The organism is Corynebacterium kefirresidentii (assembly GCF_016599755.1).
GTDB classification, from domain to species: domain Bacteria; phylum Actinomycetota; class Actinomycetes; order Mycobacteriales; family Mycobacteriaceae; genus Corynebacterium; species Corynebacterium kefirresidentii.
This window is the reverse complement of record NZ_CP067012.1, coordinates 625,882-648,885: the sequence shown is the minus strand read 5'-3', so window position 1 is coordinate 648,885 and position 23,004 is coordinate 625,882. Positions and strand designations below refer to the sequence as shown.

24 protein-coding genes and 1 tRNA gene are annotated in these 23,004 nt (G+C 59.1%); 6 read left to right on the top strand and 19 right to left on the bottom strand.

Annotated features, from left to right (window positions below; genetic code table 11):
• Positions 1-267: 267 nt before the first annotated feature.
• A complete protein-coding gene (locus I6I12_RS03240; RefSeq protein ID WP_023020870.1) occupies positions 268-2,178 on the top strand; it encodes a solute carrier family 23 protein in 1,911 nt (636 codons plus the stop codon).
• On the opposite strand, the gene I6I12_RS03235 is transcribed toward I6I12_RS03240, so the two are convergent.
• Together I6I12_RS03235 and I6I12_RS03230 are read right to left on the bottom strand one after the other, a co-directional pair.
• Positions 2,179-2,769 (bottom strand): hypothetical protein, encoded by a 591-nt coding sequence (locus I6I12_RS03235; RefSeq protein WP_234288163.1) that lies wholly within the window; start codon positions 2,767-2,769, stop codon positions 2,179-2,181.
• A gap of 74 nt (positions 2,770-2,843) precedes the next feature.
• Positions 2,844-2,928, bottom strand: a tRNA-Leu gene (locus I6I12_RS03230).
• 90 nt (positions 2,929-3,018) lie between these two features.
• Between I6I12_RS03230 and I6I12_RS03225 the strand changes: the two genes are divergently transcribed.
• Positions 3,019-3,441 (top strand): hypothetical protein, encoded by a 423-nt coding sequence (locus I6I12_RS03225; protein ID WP_023020868.1) that lies wholly within the window; start codon positions 3,019-3,021, stop codon positions 3,439-3,441.
• A 2-nt stretch (positions 3,442-3,443) separates the two neighbouring features.
• Complete coding sequence (locus tag I6I12_RS03220) at positions 3,444-3,788, top strand: DUF3817 domain-containing protein (RefSeq protein WP_023020867.1); 345 nt, start codon at positions 3,444-3,446, stop codon at positions 3,786-3,788.
• On the opposite strand, the gene rdgB is transcribed toward I6I12_RS03220, so the two are convergent.
• From rdgB to clpS, 8 genes are all read right to left on the bottom strand, one after another.
• Positions 3,785-4,393 (bottom strand): RdgB/HAM1 family non-canonical purine NTP pyrophosphatase, encoded by a 609-nt coding sequence (gene rdgB / locus I6I12_RS03215; protein WP_023020866.1) that lies wholly within the window; start codon positions 4,391-4,393, stop codon positions 3,785-3,787. The two genes, I6I12_RS03220 and rdgB, sit on opposite strands and share 4 nt — an antisense overlap.
• A complete protein-coding gene (gene rph / locus I6I12_RS03210; protein WP_005323955.1) occupies positions 4,387-5,115 on the bottom strand; it encodes a ribonuclease PH in 729 nt (242 codons plus the stop codon). Before rph ends, rdgB begins: the two co-directional genes overlap by 7 nt.
• 15 nt (positions 5,116-5,130) lie before the next feature.
• Complete coding sequence (locus tag I6I12_RS03205) at positions 5,131-5,892, bottom strand: MBL fold metallo-hydrolase (protein WP_023020865.1); 762 nt, start codon at positions 5,890-5,892, stop codon at positions 5,131-5,133.
• 72 nt (positions 5,893-5,964) lie between these two features.
• A complete protein-coding gene (gene murI / locus I6I12_RS03200) occupies positions 5,965-6,744 on the bottom strand; it encodes a glutamate racemase (RefSeq protein WP_023020864.1) in 780 nt (259 codons plus the stop codon).
• On the bottom strand, positions 6,744-7,397 hold the full coding sequence (locus tag I6I12_RS03195; RefSeq protein WP_023020863.1) for a rhomboid family intramembrane serine protease: 654 nt from the start codon (positions 7,395-7,397) through the stop codon (positions 6,744-6,746). Before I6I12_RS03195 ends, murI begins: the two co-directional genes overlap by 1 nt.
• 13 nt (positions 7,398-7,410) lie before the next feature.
• On the bottom strand, positions 7,411-8,337 hold the full coding sequence (locus I6I12_RS03190) for a P1 family peptidase (protein WP_200289013.1): 927 nt from the start codon (positions 8,335-8,337) through the stop codon (positions 7,411-7,413).
• Complete coding sequence (locus I6I12_RS03185) at positions 8,337-8,873, bottom strand: DUF2017 domain-containing protein (RefSeq protein ID WP_023020861.1); 537 nt, start codon at positions 8,871-8,873, stop codon at positions 8,337-8,339. Before I6I12_RS03185 ends, I6I12_RS03190 begins: the two co-directional genes overlap by 1 nt.
• A gap of 4 nt (positions 8,874-8,877) precedes the next feature.
• On the bottom strand, positions 8,878-9,204 hold the full coding sequence (gene clpS / locus I6I12_RS03180; protein WP_023020860.1) for an ATP-dependent Clp protease adapter ClpS: 327 nt from the start codon (positions 9,202-9,204) through the stop codon (positions 8,878-8,880).
• 122 nt (positions 9,205-9,326) lie between these two features.
• On the opposite strand from clpS, the gene I6I12_RS03175 reads away from it, so the two are divergent.
• Positions 9,327-10,655 carry a nicotinate phosphoribosyltransferase gene (locus I6I12_RS03175; RefSeq protein WP_034655966.1) on the top strand — a complete coding sequence of 443 codons (1,329 nt, stop codon included), beginning with the start codon at positions 9,327-9,329 and terminating at the stop codon, positions 10,653-10,655.
• 18 nt (positions 10,656-10,673) lie between these two features.
• Positions 10,674-12,653: an ATP-dependent DNA helicase gene (locus I6I12_RS03170; RefSeq protein ID WP_200288694.1), complete on the top strand. Its 1,980-nt coding sequence runs from the start codon at positions 10,674-10,676 to the stop codon at positions 12,651-12,653.
• On the opposite strand, the gene I6I12_RS03165 is transcribed toward I6I12_RS03170, so the two are convergent.
• The 4 genes from I6I12_RS03165 to nrdF form a co-directional block, all read right to left on the bottom strand.
• Positions 12,619-13,350, bottom strand: a complete 732-nt coding sequence (locus tag I6I12_RS03165) for an aminoacyl-tRNA hydrolase (protein WP_200288693.1) — start codon at positions 13,348-13,350, stop codon at positions 12,619-12,621. The genes I6I12_RS03170 and I6I12_RS03165 overlap by 35 nt on opposite strands.
• Positions 13,343-14,533, bottom strand: a complete 1,191-nt coding sequence (serB, locus tag I6I12_RS03160; RefSeq protein WP_200288692.1) for a phosphoserine phosphatase SerB — start codon at positions 14,531-14,533, stop codon at positions 13,343-13,345. The genes I6I12_RS03165 and serB overlap by 8 nt, the downstream gene beginning before the upstream one ends.
• Positions 14,534-14,635: 102 nt before the next feature.
• On the bottom strand, positions 14,636-16,330 hold the full coding sequence (ctaD, locus tag I6I12_RS03155; RefSeq protein ID WP_023020855.1) for an aa3-type cytochrome oxidase subunit I: 1,695 nt from the start codon (positions 16,328-16,330) through the stop codon (positions 14,636-14,638).
• Positions 16,331-16,672: 342 nt separating this feature from the next.
• Positions 16,673-17,662 carry a class 1b ribonucleoside-diphosphate reductase subunit beta gene (gene nrdF, locus I6I12_RS03150; RefSeq protein ID WP_023020854.1) on the bottom strand — a complete coding sequence of 330 codons (990 nt, stop codon included), beginning with the start codon at positions 17,660-17,662 and terminating at the stop codon, positions 16,673-16,675.
• Positions 17,663-17,804: 142 nt separating this feature from the next.
• Here nrdF and I6I12_RS03145 point away from each other — a divergent pair, with 142 nt between their 5' ends.
• Positions 17,805-18,500, top strand: coding sequence for a FadR/GntR family transcriptional regulator (locus I6I12_RS03145; RefSeq protein ID WP_023020853.1), 696 nt, complete (start codon positions 17,805-17,807; stop codon positions 18,498-18,500).
• 55 nt (positions 18,501-18,555) lie between these two features.
• Here the strand turns inward: I6I12_RS03145 and nrdE are convergent, their stop codons facing one another.
• The 5 genes from nrdE to ykgO form a co-directional block, all read right to left on the bottom strand.
• The gene (gene nrdE, locus I6I12_RS03140; RefSeq protein WP_023020852.1) at positions 18,556-20,718 is read right to left on the bottom strand and encodes a class 1b ribonucleoside-diphosphate reductase subunit alpha; all 2,163 of its coding nucleotides are present in this window, start codon (positions 20,716-20,718) and stop codon (positions 18,556-18,558) included.
• 54 nt (positions 20,719-20,772) lie between these two features.
• Positions 20,773-21,204: a class Ib ribonucleoside-diphosphate reductase assembly flavoprotein NrdI gene (nrdI, locus tag I6I12_RS03135; RefSeq protein ID WP_023020851.1), complete on the bottom strand. Its 432-nt coding sequence runs from the start codon at positions 21,202-21,204 to the stop codon at positions 20,773-20,775.
• A 22-nt stretch (positions 21,205-21,226) separates the two neighbouring features.
• Entirely contained in the window at positions 21,227-21,466 is a 240-nt protein-coding gene (nrdH, locus tag I6I12_RS03130) for a glutaredoxin-like protein NrdH (RefSeq protein WP_023020850.1), read from the bottom strand.
• A 304-nt stretch (positions 21,467-21,770) separates the two neighbouring features.
• Positions 21,771-22,676, bottom strand: a complete 906-nt coding sequence (locus tag I6I12_RS03125; RefSeq protein ID WP_023020849.1) for an esterase/lipase family protein — start codon at positions 22,674-22,676, stop codon at positions 21,771-21,773.
• Between the two features lie 163 nt (positions 22,677-22,839).
• Complete coding sequence (gene ykgO, locus I6I12_RS03120) at positions 22,840-22,962, bottom strand: type B 50S ribosomal protein L36 (protein ID WP_003847162.1); 123 nt, start codon at positions 22,960-22,962, stop codon at positions 22,840-22,842.
• Between the last annotated feature and the right edge of the window lie 42 nt (positions 22,963-23,004).

Below are 23,004 nucleotides of genomic sequence, written 5' to 3'. Positions count from 1 at the left end.
TTCGAGCCACAGCACCAAGCCCCTCTGGCCTCAATTGTTGACTACATCAGCGGTAATAACAAGTTCAGCAGACGTTGGAAAGGCTAAATATAAACCGGTCGTGTTGTTTCGCTGGTTAGTGATTTCATGCAGAACGCACGTACGTCTTAGATCGGGGGTGGACTAGCCCCGAACGTGTTCCTCATCACCCCGATTTTTTGGTCGCTACCTGCACGAACCTCTACTGTTAAACCCGTTCAGCTTCGCTTCCGCACAAAGGAGGACTTCGTGGCTTCCCAGCCCAAGCATCCAGTAGATACCGTCCCACCCGCCCCCAAACTAGCCGCCTTGGGTGTGCAGCACGTACTGGCCTTTTATGCCGGGGCGGTTATCGTTCCACTGCTCATCGCCGGCTCGCTTAACCTGGATGCGGAAACCACCATCCACCTCATCAATGCGGACCTTTTGACCTGTGGCATAGCAACGATCATTCAGTCTATGGGCGTCGGCAAGCGCATTGGCGTGCGCCTGCCCATCGTGCAGGGCGTAACCACAACGGCCGTCTCCCCGATCATCGCCATCGGCCTGGGCGCAACCGACGGCGAAGGCGGGGTGGCCTCGCTGCCGACCATTTATGGCGCCATCATCGTCGCCGGCCTGTTTACTTTCTTCGCGGCGCCGGTCTTTGGCAAAGTGCTGCGTTTCTTCCCGCCGGTGGTCACCGGTTCGGTCCTGCTGGTGATGGGCACTTCACTATTGGGGGTTTCGGCCAATGACTTTGTCAATTACGCCGAGGGAGTTCCAGCCACCCGTGACCTGCTCTACGGTTTTGGCACGCTCGCGGTCATCATTTTGGTGCAGCGTTTTTCCTCTGGCTTCCTAGGCACCCTGGCCGTGCTCATCGGCCTAGTCTTGGGTACGGGCGTAGCGCTCGTGCTAGGCGACGCCTCCTTTAGCGAAGTCTCCTCCGCCCCCGCCCTCGGTATCACCACCCCGTTCTACTTCGGCATGCCAAAGTTCGACGTGGTGGCTATTTTCTCGCTCATCATTGTCATGATCATCACCATGGTGGAGACCACTGGCGATGTCTTTGCCACCGGCGAGATTGTAAAAAAGCGCATCCGTCGCGATGATGTCGTGCGCGCCATCCGCGCCGATGGCCTTTCCACCCTGGTGGGCGGCGTAATGAACTCCTTCCCGTATACCTGCTTTGCACAAAACGTCGGTCTGGTCCGCCTGACCAGCGTGAAATCGCGCTGGGTGGCCGTGGCTGCCGCCGGATTCATGATGGTATTGGGCATTTTGCCCAAGGCCGGTGCGGTCGTGGCCGCCATCCCGTCCCCTGTGCTTGGCGGCGCCTCCCTGGCGCTTTTCGCCAACGTAGCGTGGGTGGGCCTACAGACCATCGCCAAGGCCGATCTTTCCGATGGCCGCAACTCCGTCATCGTCACTTCCGCGCTCGGCCTGGCCATGCTGGTGACCTTCAAGCCGGATATCGCCTCCGCCTTCCCGGAGTGGGCGCAAACCTTCGTCTCCTCCGGCATGTCCATCGGCGCCATTACGGCCATCGTGCTTAACCTGCTGTTCTTCCACACCGGGGGTAAGCAGGGCACGCAGGTGTCTCGGGCCGTCGGCAAGAGCGTAAGCCTACAGCAGCTCAACAATGCCTCCCGCGAGGAATTCGTCTCCGCGCTGCGCCCGCTATTCAATAACGAGACGTGGCCGCTCGAACTGGCGTGGGAGTCGCGGCCTTTCAGCGATATCAATGAGCTGCGCGCCGCCATTCAGGTAGCCGTGCTAACCGCGGATGATTCCCGCCGTGCTGCCCTCATCCACGATTACCCGGCCATGGATGAGCTGCTGCTTGCCGACGCCGACGAAGCCGCCACCATCTCCGCCGACCGCGGCTCCTTGGGACTAACCGACTTGGATGATGTGCAGACCGAGCGCATTACCGAGCTTTCCGCCGCCTACCGCGAGCGCTTCGATATGCCCTTTGTGGCTTATCTAGATACCAATGACACCGTTGACCGCGTCATTGACGCCGGCGTACGCAGGCTGGCCAACTCCCCGGAGCAGGAGTACCGCACCGCGATGGGTGAGATCGTAGAGATTGCCAACGACCGCTTCGATATCTTGCTGGCCGATGCCAACCCGGTCCGTTCTTCCTGGGACCGCAAGTTCACCGAGGTGGACTAGCTACCGGAAGGAAAAATCTACCTCAGCCTCCGGGTCCACGCCGGAAATAATGCCGGTGTAGAACTGCTTGGCCTGGCTTTGGAGGACATCGCGATTATCCGCGATGTCCTTTTTCTTTTTGTCCTCATCCAGAATCTTGGTGATGGTTTCCGCTTTATCGATATCCGGGGTAATCCAGCTCAGCGCGCCATTATCTTCCACCGCGGTTTCGAAGTTCTCATCCGAGTGGCCAATGAAAATGAACTCTGGGATCTGCACGCGGAAGTGGTGCGGGGATTCCTCTTCTACGTGCACCTGGGATCCTTCAATGCCGAGCTTCGCGCGGTAGGAGTACTTGATGTATTGGGTACGCTCACTGCCTGGGACCTGCCAATTCCACAGCGTGCTGGTAGCGGACTCCTCCGATATTCCCTCAATCCCCAAGGAGACGAGCACCACCTGTTCCTCGCGCTCCACGGCCTTGATGACCTTGGTATTGCTCGATTCGGTCTCCACGTCCACCGGTTCCCGGACTTGCCACACCACCACCGCAGCTACCGCCAGGGCGGCGATGAGAATGACAGCGATAAGGGTGGAAAACAGCTTTTTCATAATGCCCATCTTAGGGTGAAATACGGACGGTGATATGCGAAAACGCCGCCGACCACGAGGGTCGACGGCGCCTATGGTGCGCCCGGTGAGACTTGAACTCACACGTCATAAGACACTAGAACCTAAATCTAGCGCGTCTGCCAATTCCGCCACGGGCGCGGGGGACTTGACATAGTGTACACGGTGGGCGGGTAATCCAGAAACCAGGGGTGTTCTGTTTTCCGGCCGTTGGTGGGTAGGGTGGAACGCGTGAGCACTCAAGAGGAACAGAAAAACAAGCGCGTGCAGGTGCGATGGTGGCACGTCCTCCTCATCGCGTTTTTCGTCGTGCTCTTCCTATTCCTGGCCTATTGGCAATGGACCCGCTTCCGCTCCGGCTCGGGCACCTTCCAAAACCTGGGCTATGCCTTCCAGTGGCCACTGTTTGCCGTGTTCGTGGTTTATGCCTATCGCACCACGCTGCGCTATGAAAACGAGCGCCTCGCGGCCGAGGAAGAAGTCCGCGACATGGATGACACAGACAAAACCGCCCCGGCCGACGCTCCCACACAGCCGCAGGCAGAAACCAAAATTGATGAGGATTTCCTGCCCCAGCGGCCCCAGATGGATGTGGAAACGTTCAACGCCATGAATACCCCGCGCCGCCGGCGCGGCGAGAATGAAGAAAGCTGATTATGACCAATAAAGTTCACCCCGCCCGCCAAGCCCGCATCCGCGGACCCTTGAAGTTTTTCTCCATCGCGGCCACTGTGACCGGTATCTTCTTGATCATCCTGGTCATCCGCATGGTCTGCCAGTACATCATTGGCATGGATATCCCCGAGTGGGCCACCTATATCGCGATCGTGCACGGCATCGCGTACATGACCTACCTGCTGTCCATCCTCATCCTCGGCCCGCGCGCGCTGTGGCCGGTGGGCAAGCTCTTTACCACCGCCCTTGCGGGCGTGGTGCCCTTCCTGTCCTTCTGGATGGAGCACAAGCGCCGCAAGGAAATCACGGAGGAGTTCCAACTCTAAGAGTTGTGGACAAGCTCCGCGATGGCGGGGACAAGTTGACTAAGAGCGCGGCCGCGATGCGAGACCGCGTTCTTTTCTTCTGGGGACATCTCTGCAGCCGATCGGGACTCGCCTTCCGGCTGGAAGAGTGGGTCATAGCCGAAGCCGTTTTCCCCGCGCGGCTCGCGCAAGAAGCGGCCTTCCCAGCGGCCCTCGGCCACGTGCTCTGCGCCTTCGGGCGTGACGAGCGCGCAGACCGAGACAAAGGCTGCGGCACGGCGCTCATCAGGGACATCGGCCATCTGCGCCAAGACTAAGTCATTATTGGCCTGGTCATTGCCGTGCTGGCCGGACCAACGGGCGGAAAGCACGCCGGGCATGCCGTTGAGCTCTTCGATAGCGAGGCCCGAATCATCCGCCACGGTGGCATAACCGGTAGCGGCCACGCCAGCACGGGCCTTGATGAGCGCATTATCGGCAAAAGTGCGGCCATCTTCTACCGGTTCTGGATAAGGTTCCACGGCGGAAAGCGGGCGCAGCTCGACACCCTCGATGCCGGCATCAGCCAGAATCCGTTCCAGCTCGCCGAGCTTCTTAGGGTTATTAGACGCGACGAGAATTACCACCCCAACGCCGCCTTCTGTGCGGCGATGAGTTCGCGGCAACCCTTCTGCGCTACGTCGAGCATCTCGTTGAGCTCCTCTCGGCCAAAGAGACCGTGCTCACCGGTGCCCTGGATTTCAACGAAGTCGCCGGATTCCTGCATCACTACATTCAGGTCGACCTCGGCGCGGGAATCCTCCTCATAAGGCAGATCAAGGCAGATTTCGCCGTCAATGATGCCTACCGAGACTGCAGCGATGGGATCAAGTAGCGGCTCGCCGGGGACGACGCCCTCGGCTTTGAGGTGCGCGATGGCGTCAGCCAGCGCAACATAGGCGCCGGTGATAGAGGCAGTGCGGGTGCCGCCATCAGCCTGGAGGACATCGCAATCGAGCTGAATGGTGTTCTCCCCTAGCTCCTCCAAGTCCACTGCGGCGCGCAGGGAGCGGCCGACGAGGCGGGAAATCTCATGGGTGCGGCCCTTGACCTTGCCCTTCATGGATTCGCGCGGCATACGGTCGTGGGTGGCGGAAGGCAACATGGCGTACTCGGCGGTCAGCCAGCCTTCGCCCGAATCGCGCTTGAAGCGAGGCACGCCATATTCTACGGATGCGGTGCACATGACGCGGGTATTGCCAAACTCCACCAGCACCGAGCCGGCCGGGTTGGTGGTGAAATTGCGGGTAATGCGGACGCTGCGCATCTGGTCCAGCGCGCGCCCATCGGCACGAGTAAATTCAGTCATGCCGTCCAGCGTATCTTAGAACTCCATACCCGCGGCGCCGAGGATAATCTCACCGTCGAATTCGGAGCGAGCGGCCTCCAAGGTAGCTTGGGCATCGCCCCACGGTTGGATGTGGATGAGCACGAGCTTGCCCACGCCCGCCTCGCGCGCCGCCCTGCCAGCTTCCGCGCCCGACATATGCATATCCGGTGCCATCCCCTCCGAGCTCGCGCCCCAGGCTGCCTCACAGAGGAAAATGTCGGCGCCCCGTGCGGCGTCGACAAGCGCGGGCGTATATGAAGAATCACCGGAGTAGGTGATGGTCTGGCCCGTCTTAGTATGTTCCACGCGCAAAGCATAGGCCTCTACCGGGTGGGTGACCGGGAAGGGAGTGATATATACATCGTCGACAAGCTGGCGCTCGCCCGGCTCCCATGCGCTAAAGGCGAAGGTATCGGACATGTCATCGATGCCATCGACCTCATCGGAAGACAGGCGGCCCAGGTGCGTCGGCGTAGCCTCCGGCCCGAAGCACATATTTCTTGAGGCCGCGGGCGCCGTGGGATGGAAGCGGCGCCACACCATCAGAGAGGGGAAATCCAGGCAGTGATCGGCATGCAGGTGACTAAAAGCCACGTGCGCATCGCAAGGATCCTGCTGCTGTTCCAGCTGCGCTAAGGTGCCAGGGCCCATATCGAGGACGATGGACGGCGCATTATCGAAGGACAGCAAATAGCCGGAGGCGGGGTTCTGGGCGGTGGGGACGCTACCGGAGCAGCCTAAGATGGTCAGCTTCATGGGCTCAATAGTTCCATGAAATCGCCCCGCATGCGTACTCAACGTGCAAACGGGGGAGAAATTTGCACCTACTTATGCAATCCGCGGGCCGAGAAAGCGCGTGGCAAGGCGGGCAAAGGCTTCCGGGTCACCGGTCGATTCAAAGGTGTGGACCGGCTGAGTATCCGCAGGGGCCAACATATCGGTTTCCGTGAGAATCCGCATAACGTCCTTGGTGGTTTCCTCCGAAGATGTCACCAGCGAGACATTATCGCCCATAGCTAGCTGGATGATGCCGGTCAACAGCGGATAATGCGTACAGCCCAAGACCAGCGTGTCTACTCCTTGTGCTTGGAGCGGGGCCAAGTAGCCCTCAGCGACGCCGAGGATCTGGCGGCCGGCGGTAATACCGCGCTCGACAAAGGGAACAAAATCCGGGCAGGCGGTAGCAAATGCCTGCACCTTCGGGTTGAGCGCAAAAAGGTCCTGATAGGCGCCGGATTTGATGGTGCCCTCGGTGCCGATGACGCCGATTTTTCCGTTGCGCGTGGTGGACATGGCACGGCGCACCGCGGGGCGGATGACCTCCACAATGGGGATATCGTAGCGCTCGCGTGCATCATGCAAGAAGGCAGCGGTGGCCGTATTGCAGGCTATGACCAGCATCTTGCAGCCACGTTCCACCAGCCGATCCGCCACGTCCTGAGAAAAAGCGCGGACTTCTGAGATAGGCCGCGGTCCGTAGGGGCTATGGGCAGTATCGCCGGTATAGATGACAGATTCCTGCGGCAGCTGTTCCATCACTGCGCGTGCCACGGTGAGCCCGCCCACGCCGGAATCAAAGATGCCAATTGGAGAGGTTGCGGTAGGCATTAGCGCTTCACTGCCTTAACCGGATCGTCCGAGGTAATGGTCATGCCGGCTAGAATGCCGCCGATGGCGCCGAAAAGGTGGCCTTGCCAGCTCACTCCCTCGTAGACGGGCAGCACGCCCCACACCAAGCCGGAATAGGCAAAGCCGAGAACAATGCCCAAAATGGTCTGGATGAGCGATCGATTGAAGATACCGCGCACAATCAGATATGCCAGCCAGCCATAGACCAAACTGGACGCCCCGATGTGGGAGGTACCGGGGCCACCAATGAACCACGTGCCAAGGCCTGCGACCAGAGTGGTAATCAGGGTAACTTCCCACCAAGCCTTGCGGCCGGACAGGCCGATAAGGAAGCAGAAAATGGCGCCGGGCACCGAATTGGACATGAGGTGCTCAAAGTTTGCATGCAGCAGTGGGGCGGTAAAAATGCCCCAGATGCCGTTGAAGTCCAGCGGGCGAATGCCGTAATTGGATAGCTGGCCGCCAAAAAGGAACGCGTTAATAATGTGGACCGCCCACTCCACCACGAGGAAGCCAAAAGCTATAGAAAATCCGGTGGTGATGCGCCCGCTGCGAGTGTAGTTTTTGGAATCGCCACGATTGACCTGGCCCGCGGGCGCCGGCCGGTAGTTAAATGTTCCACCTGAAGTCATAATGCGCCTTATCTTAGTCCAGCAGATCGCGGTACACGCTCAAGCCCAAGCCAGGCTCGGCGGCGGTAACCGCGTTGACAATCGCTTCCTCCACGGCATCGGCGGCAGCGGCGCAAATCTGGGTCATTATCTGCGTGCTGAGTTCGGCCGGGCGCTGCGCGGTGGATAAGGCAAAGATGGTGTCACCATCTAGCGGTGAATGCGCAGGACGCACCGCGCGGGCGATGCCATCGTGGGCAGTCATGGCCAAGCGCTGGGCTTGGGCAGTGTTAATGGGGGCGTCGGTGAGCACGGCACCGATGGTGGTATTGAGCTTGGACTCCGCTGGATGTGGCAAGGCGCGGTAGGCAGCAGCATTGACCGCGGTGCTCCCTGGCGCACCGTAGAGCCGGCCGGACTGCGGATCGATGACCTCACCCACAGGGTTGGCGACCATCGCGGCGCTAACCTCGTAATTTCCTACCCGGCGCGTAGCTAGGCCGAAGCCACCCCGCAGCTTGCCGGCGGTAGCACCCACGCCGGCTCCCACCGTGCCCATGGTTTCATCATTGCCCGCCAGCGCGGCTCGGAGCGCGGCCGCGCCCTCTTCCGGCCCGGGTCGGGAAGGCCCGACCAAGAGGTCAAAAATGACGGCACCGGGAACGATGGGCACACGCGGACCGGGTCTTTCCTCGCCAAAGACCGGGAAGCCAATCCCCTGCTCTGCCAGCTCATTCATCACGCCGTCCGCGGCTGCCAAGCCAAAGGCGGAGCCGCCCGACAACACCACTGCGTGAACCCGCTCGACCGTATTATGTGGCTGCAAGAGATCCGTTTCCCGGGTGCCTGGTCCGCCACCGCGCACGTCGACGCTGCCGAGCGCGCCGCCCGGCCCGCAATAGAGCACCGTGACGCCGGTATCGGTGCCGCTAAAATGCCCGATGCTAATGCCGCCCAGCATTAATCCATCAGCACCTGAAGTAGCGAATCCTGGCAAAAGGCAAGCCATTCCACCAGGCTATCGCGGTCCAACATCAGGTTGTCATCAGAAACATCGCCCGCCGCAACGTAGAGGCGCAGATCGTTTAGGCCGGCAACGAAGGCGTGGGCCTCCTGCTCATTAATGCTGACCTCTACCCCACCGGTGGGGCCGAGAGCCGTGCCGATCACCTGGAGGTTTTCCAATTTGGCGCGCGCAATGTCATTTTCGTGCAGCGAACGCAGCAAAGAAGCATCGCCTTCGTATTCCTCATCGCCGGGCATTTCAAAGTCTGGAAAGAGGCGGGCCAGTGAAGGATCTTCTGGGGCTTCCGTATGCCCAGTAGGCATATCCAGCATCTCTGCTAGCTCATCCTTAGGTGCAGACTGCGCACGCTCGATGATCGCCTCAGAGACGGTAGCGGTGAGATCTCCCAAAACCTCGCGCTCCATCGGCTCGAAGACAGCCGTAATTTTTGGCGCGCGCATAAGGGACTTCTTTTTCTTCCACGGTTGCATCTAGTTAACCTGCCTGCTGCATCGTCGCCCACAGACCAGCGATCTGGAGCTTTTTCACGTCCGCTTCAATCTTGTCTCGCTCGCCGCTGGAGACGGCGGCCTTGCCCTCAGTATGGACCTGCATCATGAGTTCATTGGCCCGCTTCTTGTCGTATCCCAAAACCGTTTGGAATACATAGGACACGTAGCTCATGAGGTTGACTGGGTCATCCCACACGATGCACATCCACGGGAGGTTCTCGCTCGTGGCCACATCTACGTCGATTTCTTCGTCCAATTCGGGCGTAGCCATAGGAGAGCTCATGCGGACTACGGGAAATTGCGCCTTCATGCTTTCTAGCCTAACCACTTTTGGGGATTTATTGTGGGCCAGCCCGATCTGGCTGCGGACAATCTAGGTCCAAAGAATCTAAACCTCTGAAAAACACCTAGTCAGTGGGTATTATCAACCACGTGAATGACAAAGCTATTCCTAATGATCGCTCCACCGCTTTACTGACGGATAAATACGAGCTCACTATGCTCCAGGCCGCGCTGCGAGACGGCTCGGCAAACCGCCAGGTCACCTGCGAGGTATTCGGCCGCCGTCTGCCCAATGAGCGCCGCTACGGCGTGGTTGCCGGCACCGAGCGGGTCCTGCGGGCGGTGGAGGATTTCCGCTTTTCAGCCAATCAATTGGCAGAGATGGACTTCCTGGATGAGAAAACCAAGGAATACCTGCGTCACTACCGCTTTTCTGGGCAGATTGACGGCTACCGCGAGGGTGAACTCTATTTCCCCAACTCCCCCATCTTGACGGTGCGCGGCACCTTTGGAGAGTGCCTCATTTTGGAGACCGTTATTTTGTCCATCATGAATGCCGATTCCGCGGTGGCCTCGGCCGCCTCCCGCATGGTCACGGCGGCCGATGGCCGCCCGATTATCGAGATGGGTTCGCGCCGCACCCACGAGTATGCGGCGGTAACCTCCGCCCGCGCGGCCTACCTGGCTGGCTTCGAAGCCACCTCCAATTTGGAGGCGGGCTACCGCTACGGCATCCCTGTCTCCGGCACCGCGGCCCACTCCTGGACTTTGGCGCACACAAACCCGGATGGCACTCCGAACGAAGAGGCCGCCTTCCGTTCCCAGATCGAGACCTTGGGCGTGGACACCACGTTACTGGTAGATACCTATGACATCACCAAGGGCGTAGAAACCGCAGTGAAAGTAGGTGGCCCGCAGCTAGGTGGGGTCCGCATAGATTCCGGTGACTTGGGCGCCGTTACCCGCCGCGTGCGCAAACAGCTGGATGATTTGGGCAACCACAACACCAATATCGTGGTCTCTTCCGACCTCGACGAGTTCGCTATCGCCGGCCTGCGCGGCGATCCGGTAGACGTCTACGGCGTCGGTACGTCTGTGGCAACCGGGTCTGGCGCACCGACCGCCGGCATGGTCTACAAGGTCGTAGAAGTAGACGGCATCCCAGTGGCCAAGCGCTCTACTTCCAAGCAGTCCGTCGGCGGTGCCAAGCGCGCGCTACGCACCTACCGTTCCTCGGGCGTGGCGGTGGAAGAGATCGTCTATCCCTTTGACGCGCCCGCGCCAGATACCGGCCAGCTCGATACCCGCGAGATGACCATTCCGCTCATGCGCGATGGACACATCGTGGATGAGCTGCCGGATCTGCATGCCTCCCGCGAGTATTTGGATCAGGCCCGCAAGACCCTGCCGTGGGAAGGCCTAGCGCTCTCCCGCGATGAAGCAGCAGTGCCCACACGGATGGTGGGCTTTAAAAAGTAGGCCGCTAGACTGTGTGGGGTGAGTGAGCACGCAGATGAGCCCCTAAACCTCGACACGGAAACGCTGCTGGACAAGGCCGTTGCTGCGTTGGGTGGTAGCCAGCGCGAAGGCCAGGTGCGCATGGCCACGGCCGTCGCGGCCGCGCTCGATAAGGAGCGCCACTTAGCAGTGCAGGCCGGTACCGGCACCGGTAAGTCGCTGGCCTACCTAGTCCCGGCTATCCGGCATGCAATGAACTCAGGGTCCACCGTCATCGTCTCCACCGCTACCCTGGCATTGCAGCGCCAGCTGGTGGAGCGCGATCTGCCCCGGCTCACGAAGGCCCTTGCCCCCGTTATGGAGCGCACTCCTACCTTCGCCATCATGAAGGGCCGCAATAACTACTTGTGCATGAATAAGATTGCGGCGACCCCGGATGATCCGGAAGCTCTTATCGACGAATCCGAAATCTCCCGCCGCGGCAAGGCCGTGCGCCGCATCCACGAGTGGGCACAGGAAACCGAAACTGGTGACCGCGATGACCTCGAGCCAGGTGTACCGGACCTGGTGTGGCGGGCGGTGTCGGTAACGTCAAACGAGTGTTTGGGGGCTTCGCGTTGCCCGCACGGGCCAGACTGTTTTGCGGAAGAGGCTCGCCGGGCGGCTGCCGACGTCGATATCGTGGTCACCAACCACGCCATGCTGGCCATCGACGCTATCTCTGAGGCAAATATTTTGCCCGAACACGACGTGGCCATTATCGATGAGGCCCACGAGCTCGACGGCCGGATCACCTCCGTGTCCACCGCGGAGATTACTACCCGCGCCATCAAGATGGCCGCCAACCGCGCGAAGTCCTTAGGCAATGCCGGCAATCTTTCGGATCTGGCCGAGGAATTCGATGACCTGATGAAAATCCAGGAGCCCGGGCGGTGGACCGACTTGGATGAAACTTCGCAGGGCCACCTGCGCGCGCTTGCCGAAGAGTTCCTGCGCGTTAAGTCTCTCGTTTCACGCGCCCCCGAAGGCGAGGCCACCGATGACCCAGAAAAGAACGCCGAGCGCCAAAACTTAAGCAACCACCTCTCCGACCTCGCGCAAGCCGTATCACGCATGCTGGAGGTCTTCGCCACCGATGACCCAGCCAAGCAGGACGACGTAGTCTGGCTCGAACGCGATCCGCGCAGCGACGCCGAAACCCTCGCCGTGGCACCCCTGTCCATCGCCCACATGCTGCGCGAGAACCTCTTTGGGGAACAAACTGTTGTGCTTACCTCGGCCACTCTCGCCCTCGGCGGCCGCTTTGATGCTATGGCCGCACAGTGGGGCATGCCGAGCGGCACCTATGACACCTTGGACGCGGGCACGCCCTTCGACCCAGCCAAATCCGGCATTTTATACACCGCCAAGCATCTGCCCGCTCCGGGCCGCGATGGGCTGTCTAAAGAATCGATCGAGGAGATCTATGAGCTCATCATGGCCGCCGGCGGGCGCACTCTCGGATTGTTTTCCTCTCGCCGGGCCGCGGAAGAAGCAGCCGCCGCGCTCAAACCGCGTATCCCGTTTGACCTCTTCGTGCAGGGCGAAGATTCCATCGGTGCGCTAGTAGAGAAATTCTCGCAGAAGGAAAACTCCTGCCTCTTCGGAACGCTTACCCTATGGCAGGGCGTGGACGTGCCAGGGCCGGCGTGCTCGCTGGTCATCATCGACCGCATTCCATTCCCTCGCCCAGACGATCCCCTCATGCAGGCGCGCGCCCAAGCAGCCGATGCCGCCGGCCGCTCCGGGTTCATGGAGGTCTCCGCCAATCACGCCGCCTTGCTGATGGCGCAGGGAGCCGGCCGTCTGCTGCGCCACGTGACCGATCGCGGCGTGGTCGCCGTGCTTGATAACCGCCTGGAGTATAAGCGCTACGGCAGCTTCCTCAAGGCCTCCATGCCGCGCTTTTGGCAGACCACTGACGCGAGCACGGTCCGAGGTGCGCTTAAGCGATTGGTCGCCGCAGGGCGCACACGGTAGCCGAGTCTGGCGCGATTTCCGTAAAGCCGGCGTCAACGATGACCACGGCGCCGTCCTGTGCGCAGGCGGTGCGAAAATCCGTCGCGGAAACCTCGCGCACCGAAAGCCGAAAGTCAGTTTCTGCCCAGTCGCGTGCTTCATCCACCGACATCGCAGCGGCCAGCATCATCGAGCCGTGGCCTACCTGTGCCGCGACTTTGCCCGCAGACATGTCGAGGCTGCGGTCGACATAGATAACGGGGGCATCGCTAAGCGGGGCTCCGGGTTCGTCATAGGCAAGGTCGGTGTGGCCGATCTGCAGCTTGGCAATGAGAGGATCCACCTCTGCTACGGCCGAGGGCACAAAAGCGCGGGCGCGGTCCGCTACGGTCACGCCGGGCAGGCTTTGTACATCGCGCCACGCTTTATTGCGCGCGCGGCGGGCGATCTTGCGGATGCGGTGGCCATACCACTGCCCCAGCGCCTGCGCGAAGGCGCCGTCCTCGCCCGCGCGCTCGTCGAGGCACACCGCCACCACAGCGCGCGCGGCCGCTTCTAGCACCGCCGTACGTGTCGGCGGCTCCTGCTTCGGCAGATTAAGCGCAATCTGCATAGCTTGAATCGTGGCCGGATCATCTGGATTCTCAGGATCATCGCGCCAGGAGCGTGAATCACAGGCTTCCACCAAACGCTGATGCGCTCTGTCGAATTTATTCATCAACAACCTCCTCGGCCGGAATACCCAAAATTTGCAGGACCTCATCCAACCGCCGGTGGTTCACAGAGGTATCTGCCACTTCCTGCAGGGCTGGTTTAGCATTGAAGGCAATCCCCAGCCCAGCAGCAGAAATCATATCGATGTCATTGGCGCCATCGCCCACGGCCACCGTCTGCTGCATACTCACCCCGGAATCCGCAGCGAACTCCCGGAGGAATTCCTCCTTCGCTTTGCGGTCAACCACCGTGCCGGTCACCCGGCCGGTGAGCTTCCCATCTGCGATCTCCAAGGTATTGGCGCGCACATAGTCCAATTCCATCTCCGCAGCTAGGCCTTCTAAAACTTGGATGAACCCGCCGGAGACCACCGCAGTGCGGTAGCCAATGCGATTCAACGTGGCGATGGTTTCCCGGGCGCCTGGAGTCAATTGAATATCGCGGGCCACCTCATCGATAATGGCGGCATCCAGCCCTTCCAGCACGGCGACGCGCTCACGCAGGGAAGCCTCAAAGTCCAGCTCCCCGCGCATGGCCCGGGCTGTTACTGCGGCAACCTCGTTCTCCTTTCCCGCATGGGCGGCCAGCATCTCGATGACCTCGCCTTGAATGAGGGTGCTATCGCAGTCGAAGCACACCAAACGCTTGGAACGCCGACCCAGGCCCGCGGGCTCAATGGCGATATCGATGCCGATCTGCTGCGCCAGCTCCGCTAATGCTTGGCGCACAGGTGCGGCGGAACCATCGAGAGATAGGAAAAGCTCCAGCCCGGTCAACGGAGAGGTCGAAAGCCCGCGGATGCGATCGATATTGGCATCGAAGTTGGCCAGTACGCGGGCAACTTCCTCCATGTGATGGGCGGTAACCTGCGTGCCCATGAGGACCACCACATAGCTCGAGCGGGCTCGAGCGGTGGATTTTTCCTCCCGCAGGTCTACGGATACCTGCTGACCGTAAATGCTCAAGGTATTGCGCAGCCCCTGTGCAATTTGCTCGGCGCGCGCCCCAGGAATGCGGGTATGGGCAGCGAGGGTAATGCGGCCGGAAAAGATGGCTTGTTCGACGTCGACAAGCGTGGCGTTATGGGCCGCCAGAACGCGGAAAAAGGCCGCCGAGACCCCGGGCTTATCCGGCCCGCTGGTGGTGATGACTGCATTGGTATCAGCTTGAGTACTCACGCCGCCCATTATCGCACGTGGGGGTACAGAAGATACGCCAAAGCCGCCTCCCATTGCCCATTAAGGGCTGGGAGGCGGCTTAAGTCAGGAGTTTGTGCGAGTTACTTCGCTTTAGTGGCTACCCACGTGTGCTTCCTCGCGCATGCGCTGAACCATATGCGGGTAGTGCAGCTCGAAGGCCGGACGCTCGGAGCGGATACGCGGCAGGGACACGAAGTTGTGGCGCGGCGGTGGGCAGGAGGTTGCCCACTCGAGGGAGTTGCCGTAGCCCCATGGGTCATCCACGGTGACAATCTCGCCGTAGCGCCAGGACTTGAATACGTTCCAAATCAGCGGGATGACGGAGGCGCCGAGGACGAAGGAGAAGATGGTGGAAATCTGGTTGAAGACCGTGAAGCCATCAGACTCCAAGTAGTCAGCGTAACGACGCGGCATACCCATGTTGCCTACCCAGTGCTGAACCAAGAAGGTGCCGTGGAAGCCGATGAAGGTCAGCCAGAAGTGAATCTTACCCAAACGCTCATCCAGCATACGGCCGGTCATCTTCGGGAACCAGAAGTACAGACCCGCGAAGGCGGAGAACACAACGGTACCGAACAGGGTGTAGTGGAAGTGAGCAATCAAGAAGTAGGACTCAGCCAAGTGGAAGTCCAATGCCGGGGATGCCAGCATAACGCCGGTCATGCCGCCGAAGAGGAAGGTTGCCATGAAGCCCATAGCGAAGATCATCGGGGTATCCCAGGTGATGTGGCCCTTCCACATGGTGCCGACCCAGTTGAAGAACTTAACGCCGGTAGGCACCGCAATAAGGAACGTCATGAAGGAGAAGAACGGCAGCAGGATAGCGCCGGTAACGAACATGTGGTGAGCCCACACAGCCATGGACAGGGCGCCGATGGCCAGCAGTGCGAAGACCAAGCCGATGTAGCCGAAGACCGGCTTGCGGGAGAAGACCGGAACAACCTCAGAAACAACGCCGAAGAATGGCAGTGCAAGGACATAAACCTCAGGGTGGCCGAAGAACCAGAACAGGTGCTGCCACAGGATGCCGCCACCGTTAGCGGAATCGTAGATGTGGCCGCCCAGCTTGCGGTCATACAGGACGCCCAGTGCTGCAGCGGTCAGCAGCGGGAAGATCATCAGCACGATGGCGGATGCGGTGAATACGGCCCAGCTGAATACCGGCAGGCGGAACATGGTCATGCCCGGTGCGCGCAGGGTCAGAATGGTCGTAATCATGTTGATAGCGGAGGCAATGGTACCAACACCGGTAGCGCCCACGCCGACGATCCACATATCCGCGCCGATGCCCGGGGTGTGGACGCCATCAGCCAGTGGCATGTACATGGTCCAGCCGAAGTCAGCTGCGCCACCTGGGGTGACGAAGCCCAGCAGCATCACGGTGCCGCCCAGCAGGGTAACCCAGAAGCCGAAAGCGTTCAGTCGGGGGAAGGCCACGTCCGGCGCGCCGATCTGCAGCGGCAGGATGTAGTTACCAAAGCCCCACACAACTGGTGTTGCAAACAGCAGCAGCATCACGGTGCCGTGCATGGTAAACAGCTGGTTGAACTGCTCATTGGACAAGAACTGAAGACCCGGGGTGAACAGCTCCGCGCGGATCAACAGTGCCATAAAGCCACCAAGGAAGAAGAAGCTGAAGGACATGATCAAGTACATGATGCCCAGCTGCTTGTGGTCGGTGGTGGTTAGAAATACCCAAGCCTTTGAACCGGTCTTCGCATTACCGGTTGGCTCTGGACGTGTAGGGGCGACGTAATCGTCGACCCGTGGCGCCACAGCGGTCATAAAATCCTCCTGATTAACAAAGTGTCTGTGGGCAGGGCCCACCTACACCTAGGTTTACTCGCATTATATTAGGCCATTTTCCCCTGTTCTTTCCAGCTTCCCCCAATAATGAGCCGCACGACCACGCCTCGACACTAACCACATCTTTCACATAGGCCCTGCACGTGGCGCGGCCGCCAATTCTGGCACGGATTTTCGGCCCCCAATTACCGTGCTATATGTCACAGACGCGCTTAATTGTGCACCCCCAAAACGCGAAAACACACCCCCGCTCGTTATCAACCTTTCGATTGATTTAGAGCAGAAGGTGTGCCGCTAGACCACGCTGATCAGCGGGAATGCTTAGAAGTCCCAGTCATCATCCGTGGTGTCCTCAGCCTTGCCAATGACATAGGAGGAACCAGAGCCAGAGAAGAAGTCGTGGTTCTCGTCAGCATTCGGCGAAAGCGAAGACAAAATGGCCGGGGAAACGCGAGTCTCGTCTGCTGGGAAGAGCCCCTCGAAGCCCAAATTATTCAGCGCCTTATTGGCGTTATAGCGCAGGAAGCGCTTAACGTCCTCGGTCCAGCCCAAGTCATCGTAGAGATCCTCGGTGTAATCGATCTCATTGTCATACAGGTCGTAGACCAAGTCGAAGGTGTATTCCTTCAGCTCCGCCTGGCGCTCCTCATCCAGCTGCTTATAGGCCTGCTGGAACTTGTAGCCAATGTAGTAGCCGTGCACGGCTTCATCGCGGATAATCAGGCGAATGATATCGGCGGTATTGGTGAGCTTCGCGCGGGAAGAGAAGTACATCGGTAGATAGAAGCCGGAGTAGAACAAGAAGGACTCCAGCAAAGTGGAGGCCACCTTCTTCTTCAGCGGATCCTCGCCCTTGTAATAGGACAAGATGATCTTGGCCTTCTTCTGCAGGTTCTCGTTTTCTTCGGACCAGCGGAAGGCATCGTTGATCATGGGTGTGGACGCCAAGGTCATAAAGATATTGGAATAGGACTTGGCGTGCACGGACTCCATAAACGCAATGTTGGTGTAGACCGCCTCTTCGTGCAGGGTCTGGGAATCCGGGAGGAGGGAAATCGCACCGACGGTGCCCTGGATGGTATCCAGCAGCGTCAGGCCGGTGAAAACCCGCATGGTGGTTTCCTTTTCCTTCTCCGTCAGCGTCTTCCAGCTGGGAAGGTCATTGGAGACTGGGACCTTTTCTGGCAGCCAGAAATTACCGGTGAGGCGCTCCCATACCTCGAGGTCCTTTTCATCCGGGATGCTATTCCAGTTAATGGCCTTAACTGGCTTTTCATGACTAGAAACGTAGTCATCGTACTCGTGCGACACGCGGCGTCACTCCAATACTAAAAACGGACAAATCCAGGTCTCCAGCATACCCAATTCGCCCGCCCTCTAAGCCATTGTGCTGGATACCACTTACCTATACTGATTCCAGTTACTTCGGAGCATGCAAAGAAAGGATTTCCGCATGAGTGCCACCCCTCCCCTGCTGGGTTCCGTGGTGGATAGGCTCGGCGCCGAGATCGTAAGCGGAGACATCGCCGAGGGCGAGCGGTTCCGTCTGGGGGACGTCGAAAAGCGCTTTGGCATCTCCCGCACAGTGGCCCGTGAAGCCATGCGCACGCTCGAACACCTCGGCATGGTCCGCTCTGGGCGTCGCGTGGGAATCACGGTGCTGCCGATGGATAGTTGGGCGGTATATGACCCGGCGATCATTGGCTGGCGGTTAAATGATGACAAAACCCGCGGGCAGCAAGTGGCACGCCTCAACGAGTTGCGGCTGGGAATTGAACCGGTGGCGGCCCGACTCGCAGCCGGCAATGCCAGCGTCCGGCAGCGGGCGGAGCTCCTTCGCCTCGCCGCGCGTTTAGCCGAGCTAGAATCCACTCCTTCCCCGCGCGTGGGCGAGGAACTGGAAACCGATCTGCGTTTCCACACTTTAATTTTGCGGGCTTCCGGCAATGAGATGCTGGCCGCGCTCGCCCCTTCGCTAGTAGCCATGCTCAAGGGCAAGTCCGTCTTTGGTTCCCGCAAGCGCGATCCGATAGGCGGGACCACACAACTGCACATGGAGCTGGCCCGCGCCATTGATGCTGGGCTTGCCGACGCCGCCGAAAGCACCTCCCGCACCATCCTCGACCGCACCAGGGCAGAAAACGGTTAAACGCCTCGATGCACGTCCTTCCCCACGACGTGCATCGAGGCGTTCTACCTACCGTTTAGAGCATGCAGGATACGCAGCCCTCGACCTCGGTGCCCTCCAGCGCCATCTGGCGCAGGCGGATGTAATACAAGGTCTTAATCCCCTTGCGCCACGCATAAATCTGCGCACGGTTGACATCGCGGGTGGTTGCGGTGTCCTTGAAGAAGAGGGTGAGCGATAGACCTTGGTCCACATACTTAGTGGCTACGGCATAGGTATCGACGATCTTCTCGAAGCCGATCTCATAAGAGTCCTTGAAGTACTCCAAGTTGTCATTATCCATGTGCGGCGCCGGGTAGTAGACGCGACCGATCTTGCCTTCCTTGCGGATCTCAATCTTGGAAGCAATCGGGTGGATGGATGAGGTGGAGTTATTGATATAGGAAATCGAACCCGTCGGTGGCACTGCCTGCAGGTTGCGATTATATAGTCCGTACTTGGCCACGTCCTGCTTCAACTCCTCCCAGTCCTGGGCGGACGGGGTGTGGATCGAAGAGGACCCGAAAAGCTCCTGGACCTTCTTTGTCTGCGGCTTGAACTCTTCCGGATCGTAGCGGTCGAAGAATTCGCCGGAGGCGTACTCGGACTGCGGGAACTCCTTAAAGTACTCACCGCGCTCGCGGGCAATCTTATTAGAGGCACGCAATGCCGCATACAGCACGGCCGCGAAGTAGGCATTAGTGAAATCCAAGCCTTCTTCCGAGCCATACTCGATGTGCTCGCGACCCAAGTAACCGTGGAGGTTCATCTGGCCCAAGCCGATAGCATGAGACTCATCGTTTCCGCGGCGCACAGACGGCACGGAATCGATGGACGTCTTATCCGCCACAGCGGTCAGGCCACGGATGGCAGTCTCCACCGTAGTGGCGAAGTCCGGCGAATCCATGGTCATCGCGATATTCAGCGAGCCCAGGTTACAAGAGATATCGCTGCCCAGCTCCTGGTAGGTCAGATCCGCATTGAATTCGGAAGCGGAGTTAACCTGCAGGATCTCCGAGCACAGGTTGGACATGTTGATCCACGATGTCTTTACCGGGTTGGCGCGGTTCACGGTGTCCTCGAACATGATGTACGGGTAGCCGGACTCGAATTGCAGCTCTGCCACGGTCTGGAAGAAGTGACGGGCGTTGATCTTCTTCTTACGGATGCGTGGGTCTTCCACCATCTCCTCATAGTGCTCAGTAACGGAAATGTCACCGAAGGCCTTGCCATAGACGCGCTCTACGTCATACGGCGAGAAGAGGTACATATCGTCATTGCGCTTGGCCAGCTCGAAGGTGATATCCGGCACGACGATGCCCAGCGAGAGGGTCTTAATGCGGATTTTCTCGTCCGCGTTCTCACGCTTGGTATCCAGGAAGTCCATGATGTCTGGGTGGTGCGCATTGAGATAGACCGCACCAGCGCCCTGGCGGGCACCAAGCTGGTTGGCATAGGAGAAGGAATCCTCCAGCAGTTTCATTACTGGGATAACACCGGAAGACTGGTTCTCAATGTGCTTAATGGGCGCGCCGGATTCACGAATATTAGACAGCAGCAGGGCCACGCCGCCGCCGCGCTTGGAAAGCTGCAGCGCGGAGTTGATGGAGCGTCCAATGGACTCCATATTGTCCTCGATGCGCAGCAGGAAGCAGGACACGAGCTCGCCACGCTGGGCCTTGCCGGCGTTGAGGAAGGTTGGGGTGGCCGGCTGGAAACGGCCGTTCATAATCTCGTCCACAAGGCGCTCTGCCAAGCCAGTATCACCATCTGCCAAGAATAGGGCCGTCATGGAGACACGATCCTCAAAGCGCTCGAGGTAGCGGCGACCATCAAAGGTCTTCAGCGTGTAGCTGGTGTAGTACTTATACGCGCCCAGGAAAGACTTGAAGCGGAATTTATAGGAATAAGCGCGCTTAAAAAGCTCCTTAATAAAGGAGAAGTCATACTGCTCGATGACTCGTGGGTCGTAGTACTTGTTATTAATCAGGTAATCGATCTTTTCTTCCAGATCATGGAAGTAGACCGTGTTTTGATTAACGTGCTGCAGGAAGAATTGGTTTGCGGCCTCGCGGTCTTTATCAAACTGAATCTTGCCGTTTGCATCGTAGAGATTCAGCATCGCGTTGAGAGCGTGGTAGTCCAACTGCTCTTCCGGCTTTACTGGCTCGGCGACGGTCTTCCCCAATTGCGTACTCACAGCTGACAAGGCCTTTCTTAAAAATCAGGATCTTTATTTAAGTCGTGGTGGGTGCTAGGCCGCGGCCTCGAGCCCAAGCTCGGCGGCGTTAGCCATTAAGCCTTCACGACAAATTTTTATATCGTCATCGTTTCCCAGCAACTCGAAACGATATACATAGGGCACTTTACATTTGGCACTGATGACGTCACCAGCCTTGCCAAAGTCGGCGCCAAAATTGCTATTACCACCCGCGATTACCGCGCGAATGAAACTGCGGTTGTGCTCATCATTAAGGAACTTAATTACCTGTGAGGGCACGGGTCGGGAATTTTGGTGGCTAATGGACGCGCCCCCGCCATAGGTGGGACACACCAAGACATAAGGTTCGTTGACCTTGAGGGGCTCCTCCGTGCGGCGCAGCGGAATGCGCGCGCTGGGAAAGCCCAGTTTCTGCACGAACCGGTGCGTATTTTCCGTTGCGGAGGAAAAATACACGACCAACATCGCTACTGGCCTCCCCTACCCCTTAGGCGGATGCCGCTAGGGAAGCCAGGCCCTTGATACGGTCTGGGCGGAAACCAGACCAGTGCTCACCGTTGGCCTCAACTACTGGGGCCTGAACGTAACCCAATGCCATTACGTAGTCGCGAGCCTCGTCATCGGCCGAGATATCGACGAGGTCGTACTCGAGGCCGGCACGATCGAGGGCCTTCTTGGTGGCGTTGCACTGGACGCACGCTGGCTTGGTGTAAACGGTGATAGACATATAGATCCTTAAAGCTCCTGCATTGAAAACTCGTCAGAACGGGGAGCGTTTCCCGCCTATTCGGGCGCTTCCTGCGCCGCTCTGAACAACATCAACGACACTATACTTTGGGGGAAAGACCCGCAACCAACACAATATGTAGTAGTTACAAGCATGGTATTCCCAGGATGACACACCCCCAGGCCCCACATGTTGACCACACCCAAGGACAGCCATGAAACTACATCAATGAGATTCCTGCGGGTTTACCTGGAATTCACCGTTTTGTGTGTCAAAGTTCACATTTCCGGTGTGGCGCTTCGCTTCAGGAACCGACCGTCGATGACTCCCCGGAGACACAGGTCGACGGCCGCGGCCCCTCCCCTGGGGCGCGCTTCAGGCCAAAAATGACCTGGCTCAGCGCCGTGCGGTCAGTCGGCAGCTTATCGTGCCGAGGAGCCACGCCGCAGACCTCACCAAGGTCGAGGTTCACCACATCGGCGCCGTCGACAGCTACCAGCTGCGAGGAGCTATTCGGGGTTACCGTCGTATCCGCCGGCGAGTAGATGGAGGTGTAGAGCACGCCCGGCGCGGTGTCCGGCAGCGCATTGAGCCTTTGCATAAATTCCGAACCCACCACCTGTTGGATGCCGGCCGTGCTGGCCAAGAAGGCGGCGAGGCGGGGTGCGAAGGCGATGAATTTGGCCAGACCTTCGCCCTGCCCACCCAGCGTGGTGCCGTGGAAGTTGCCGCCTAGAGCCACAGCCCGAGCGACGTGCTCAGCCCCGCCGTACATTTGGGTATAGGTCTTAATATGGGTACCGCCCTGGGAATGGCCTACCAAGTCCACTTTCTCTGCGCCGGTTACCGCTCGGACATAGTCCACGTGCCGCGCTATTTCCTCGGCCGCATCATCCAAATCTGAAATGGCCTTCGTTGAGGGAGAGGCATTCTGCAAAGAAACATCATCCGCTCCATAATCAAAGGCCCATACGCACGCACCCTGATCCTTCAACATCGGAATCAAGCTTTTCCACACACCCGCGTTGTTATAGGTGCCATGCAGTAGCACCACCGGCTCAACAATCTGGCCAGAAGGCACACAGGAAGGGTCATTGATCCCAAAGGACTCTGGAACAGAGGATTCCCACTCCGACTGAGAGGCATTAGCAATAGGGGCGGATAGCCCAAGGGCTGCAGCAGCAAGCACAGCAACAATTCGCCGGGACATTATTCTTCTTTCTCACGACACATAACGGCGATTTGATTATATTCATACATGTCTCTTTATTCCCCGTGGCCCTGGAGAAAATTATCCCTTGTGCCATAATTCACCCATAAAAAATCCGCCCCACTCCGGATAGCCGGAGGGAGCGGATGGAATCGCGAATCAATTAGCCCTGACGAGCCTTGAAACGGGGATCCTTCTTGTTGATCACGAAGACCTTACCGTGGCGGCGAATAACCTGGGCGCCCGGCTTCTTCTTCAGCGACCGAAGGGACTTACGGACCTTCATCGGGCGCTCCTTTCGTTATGCGCAATCTACATGCGGTTGAAT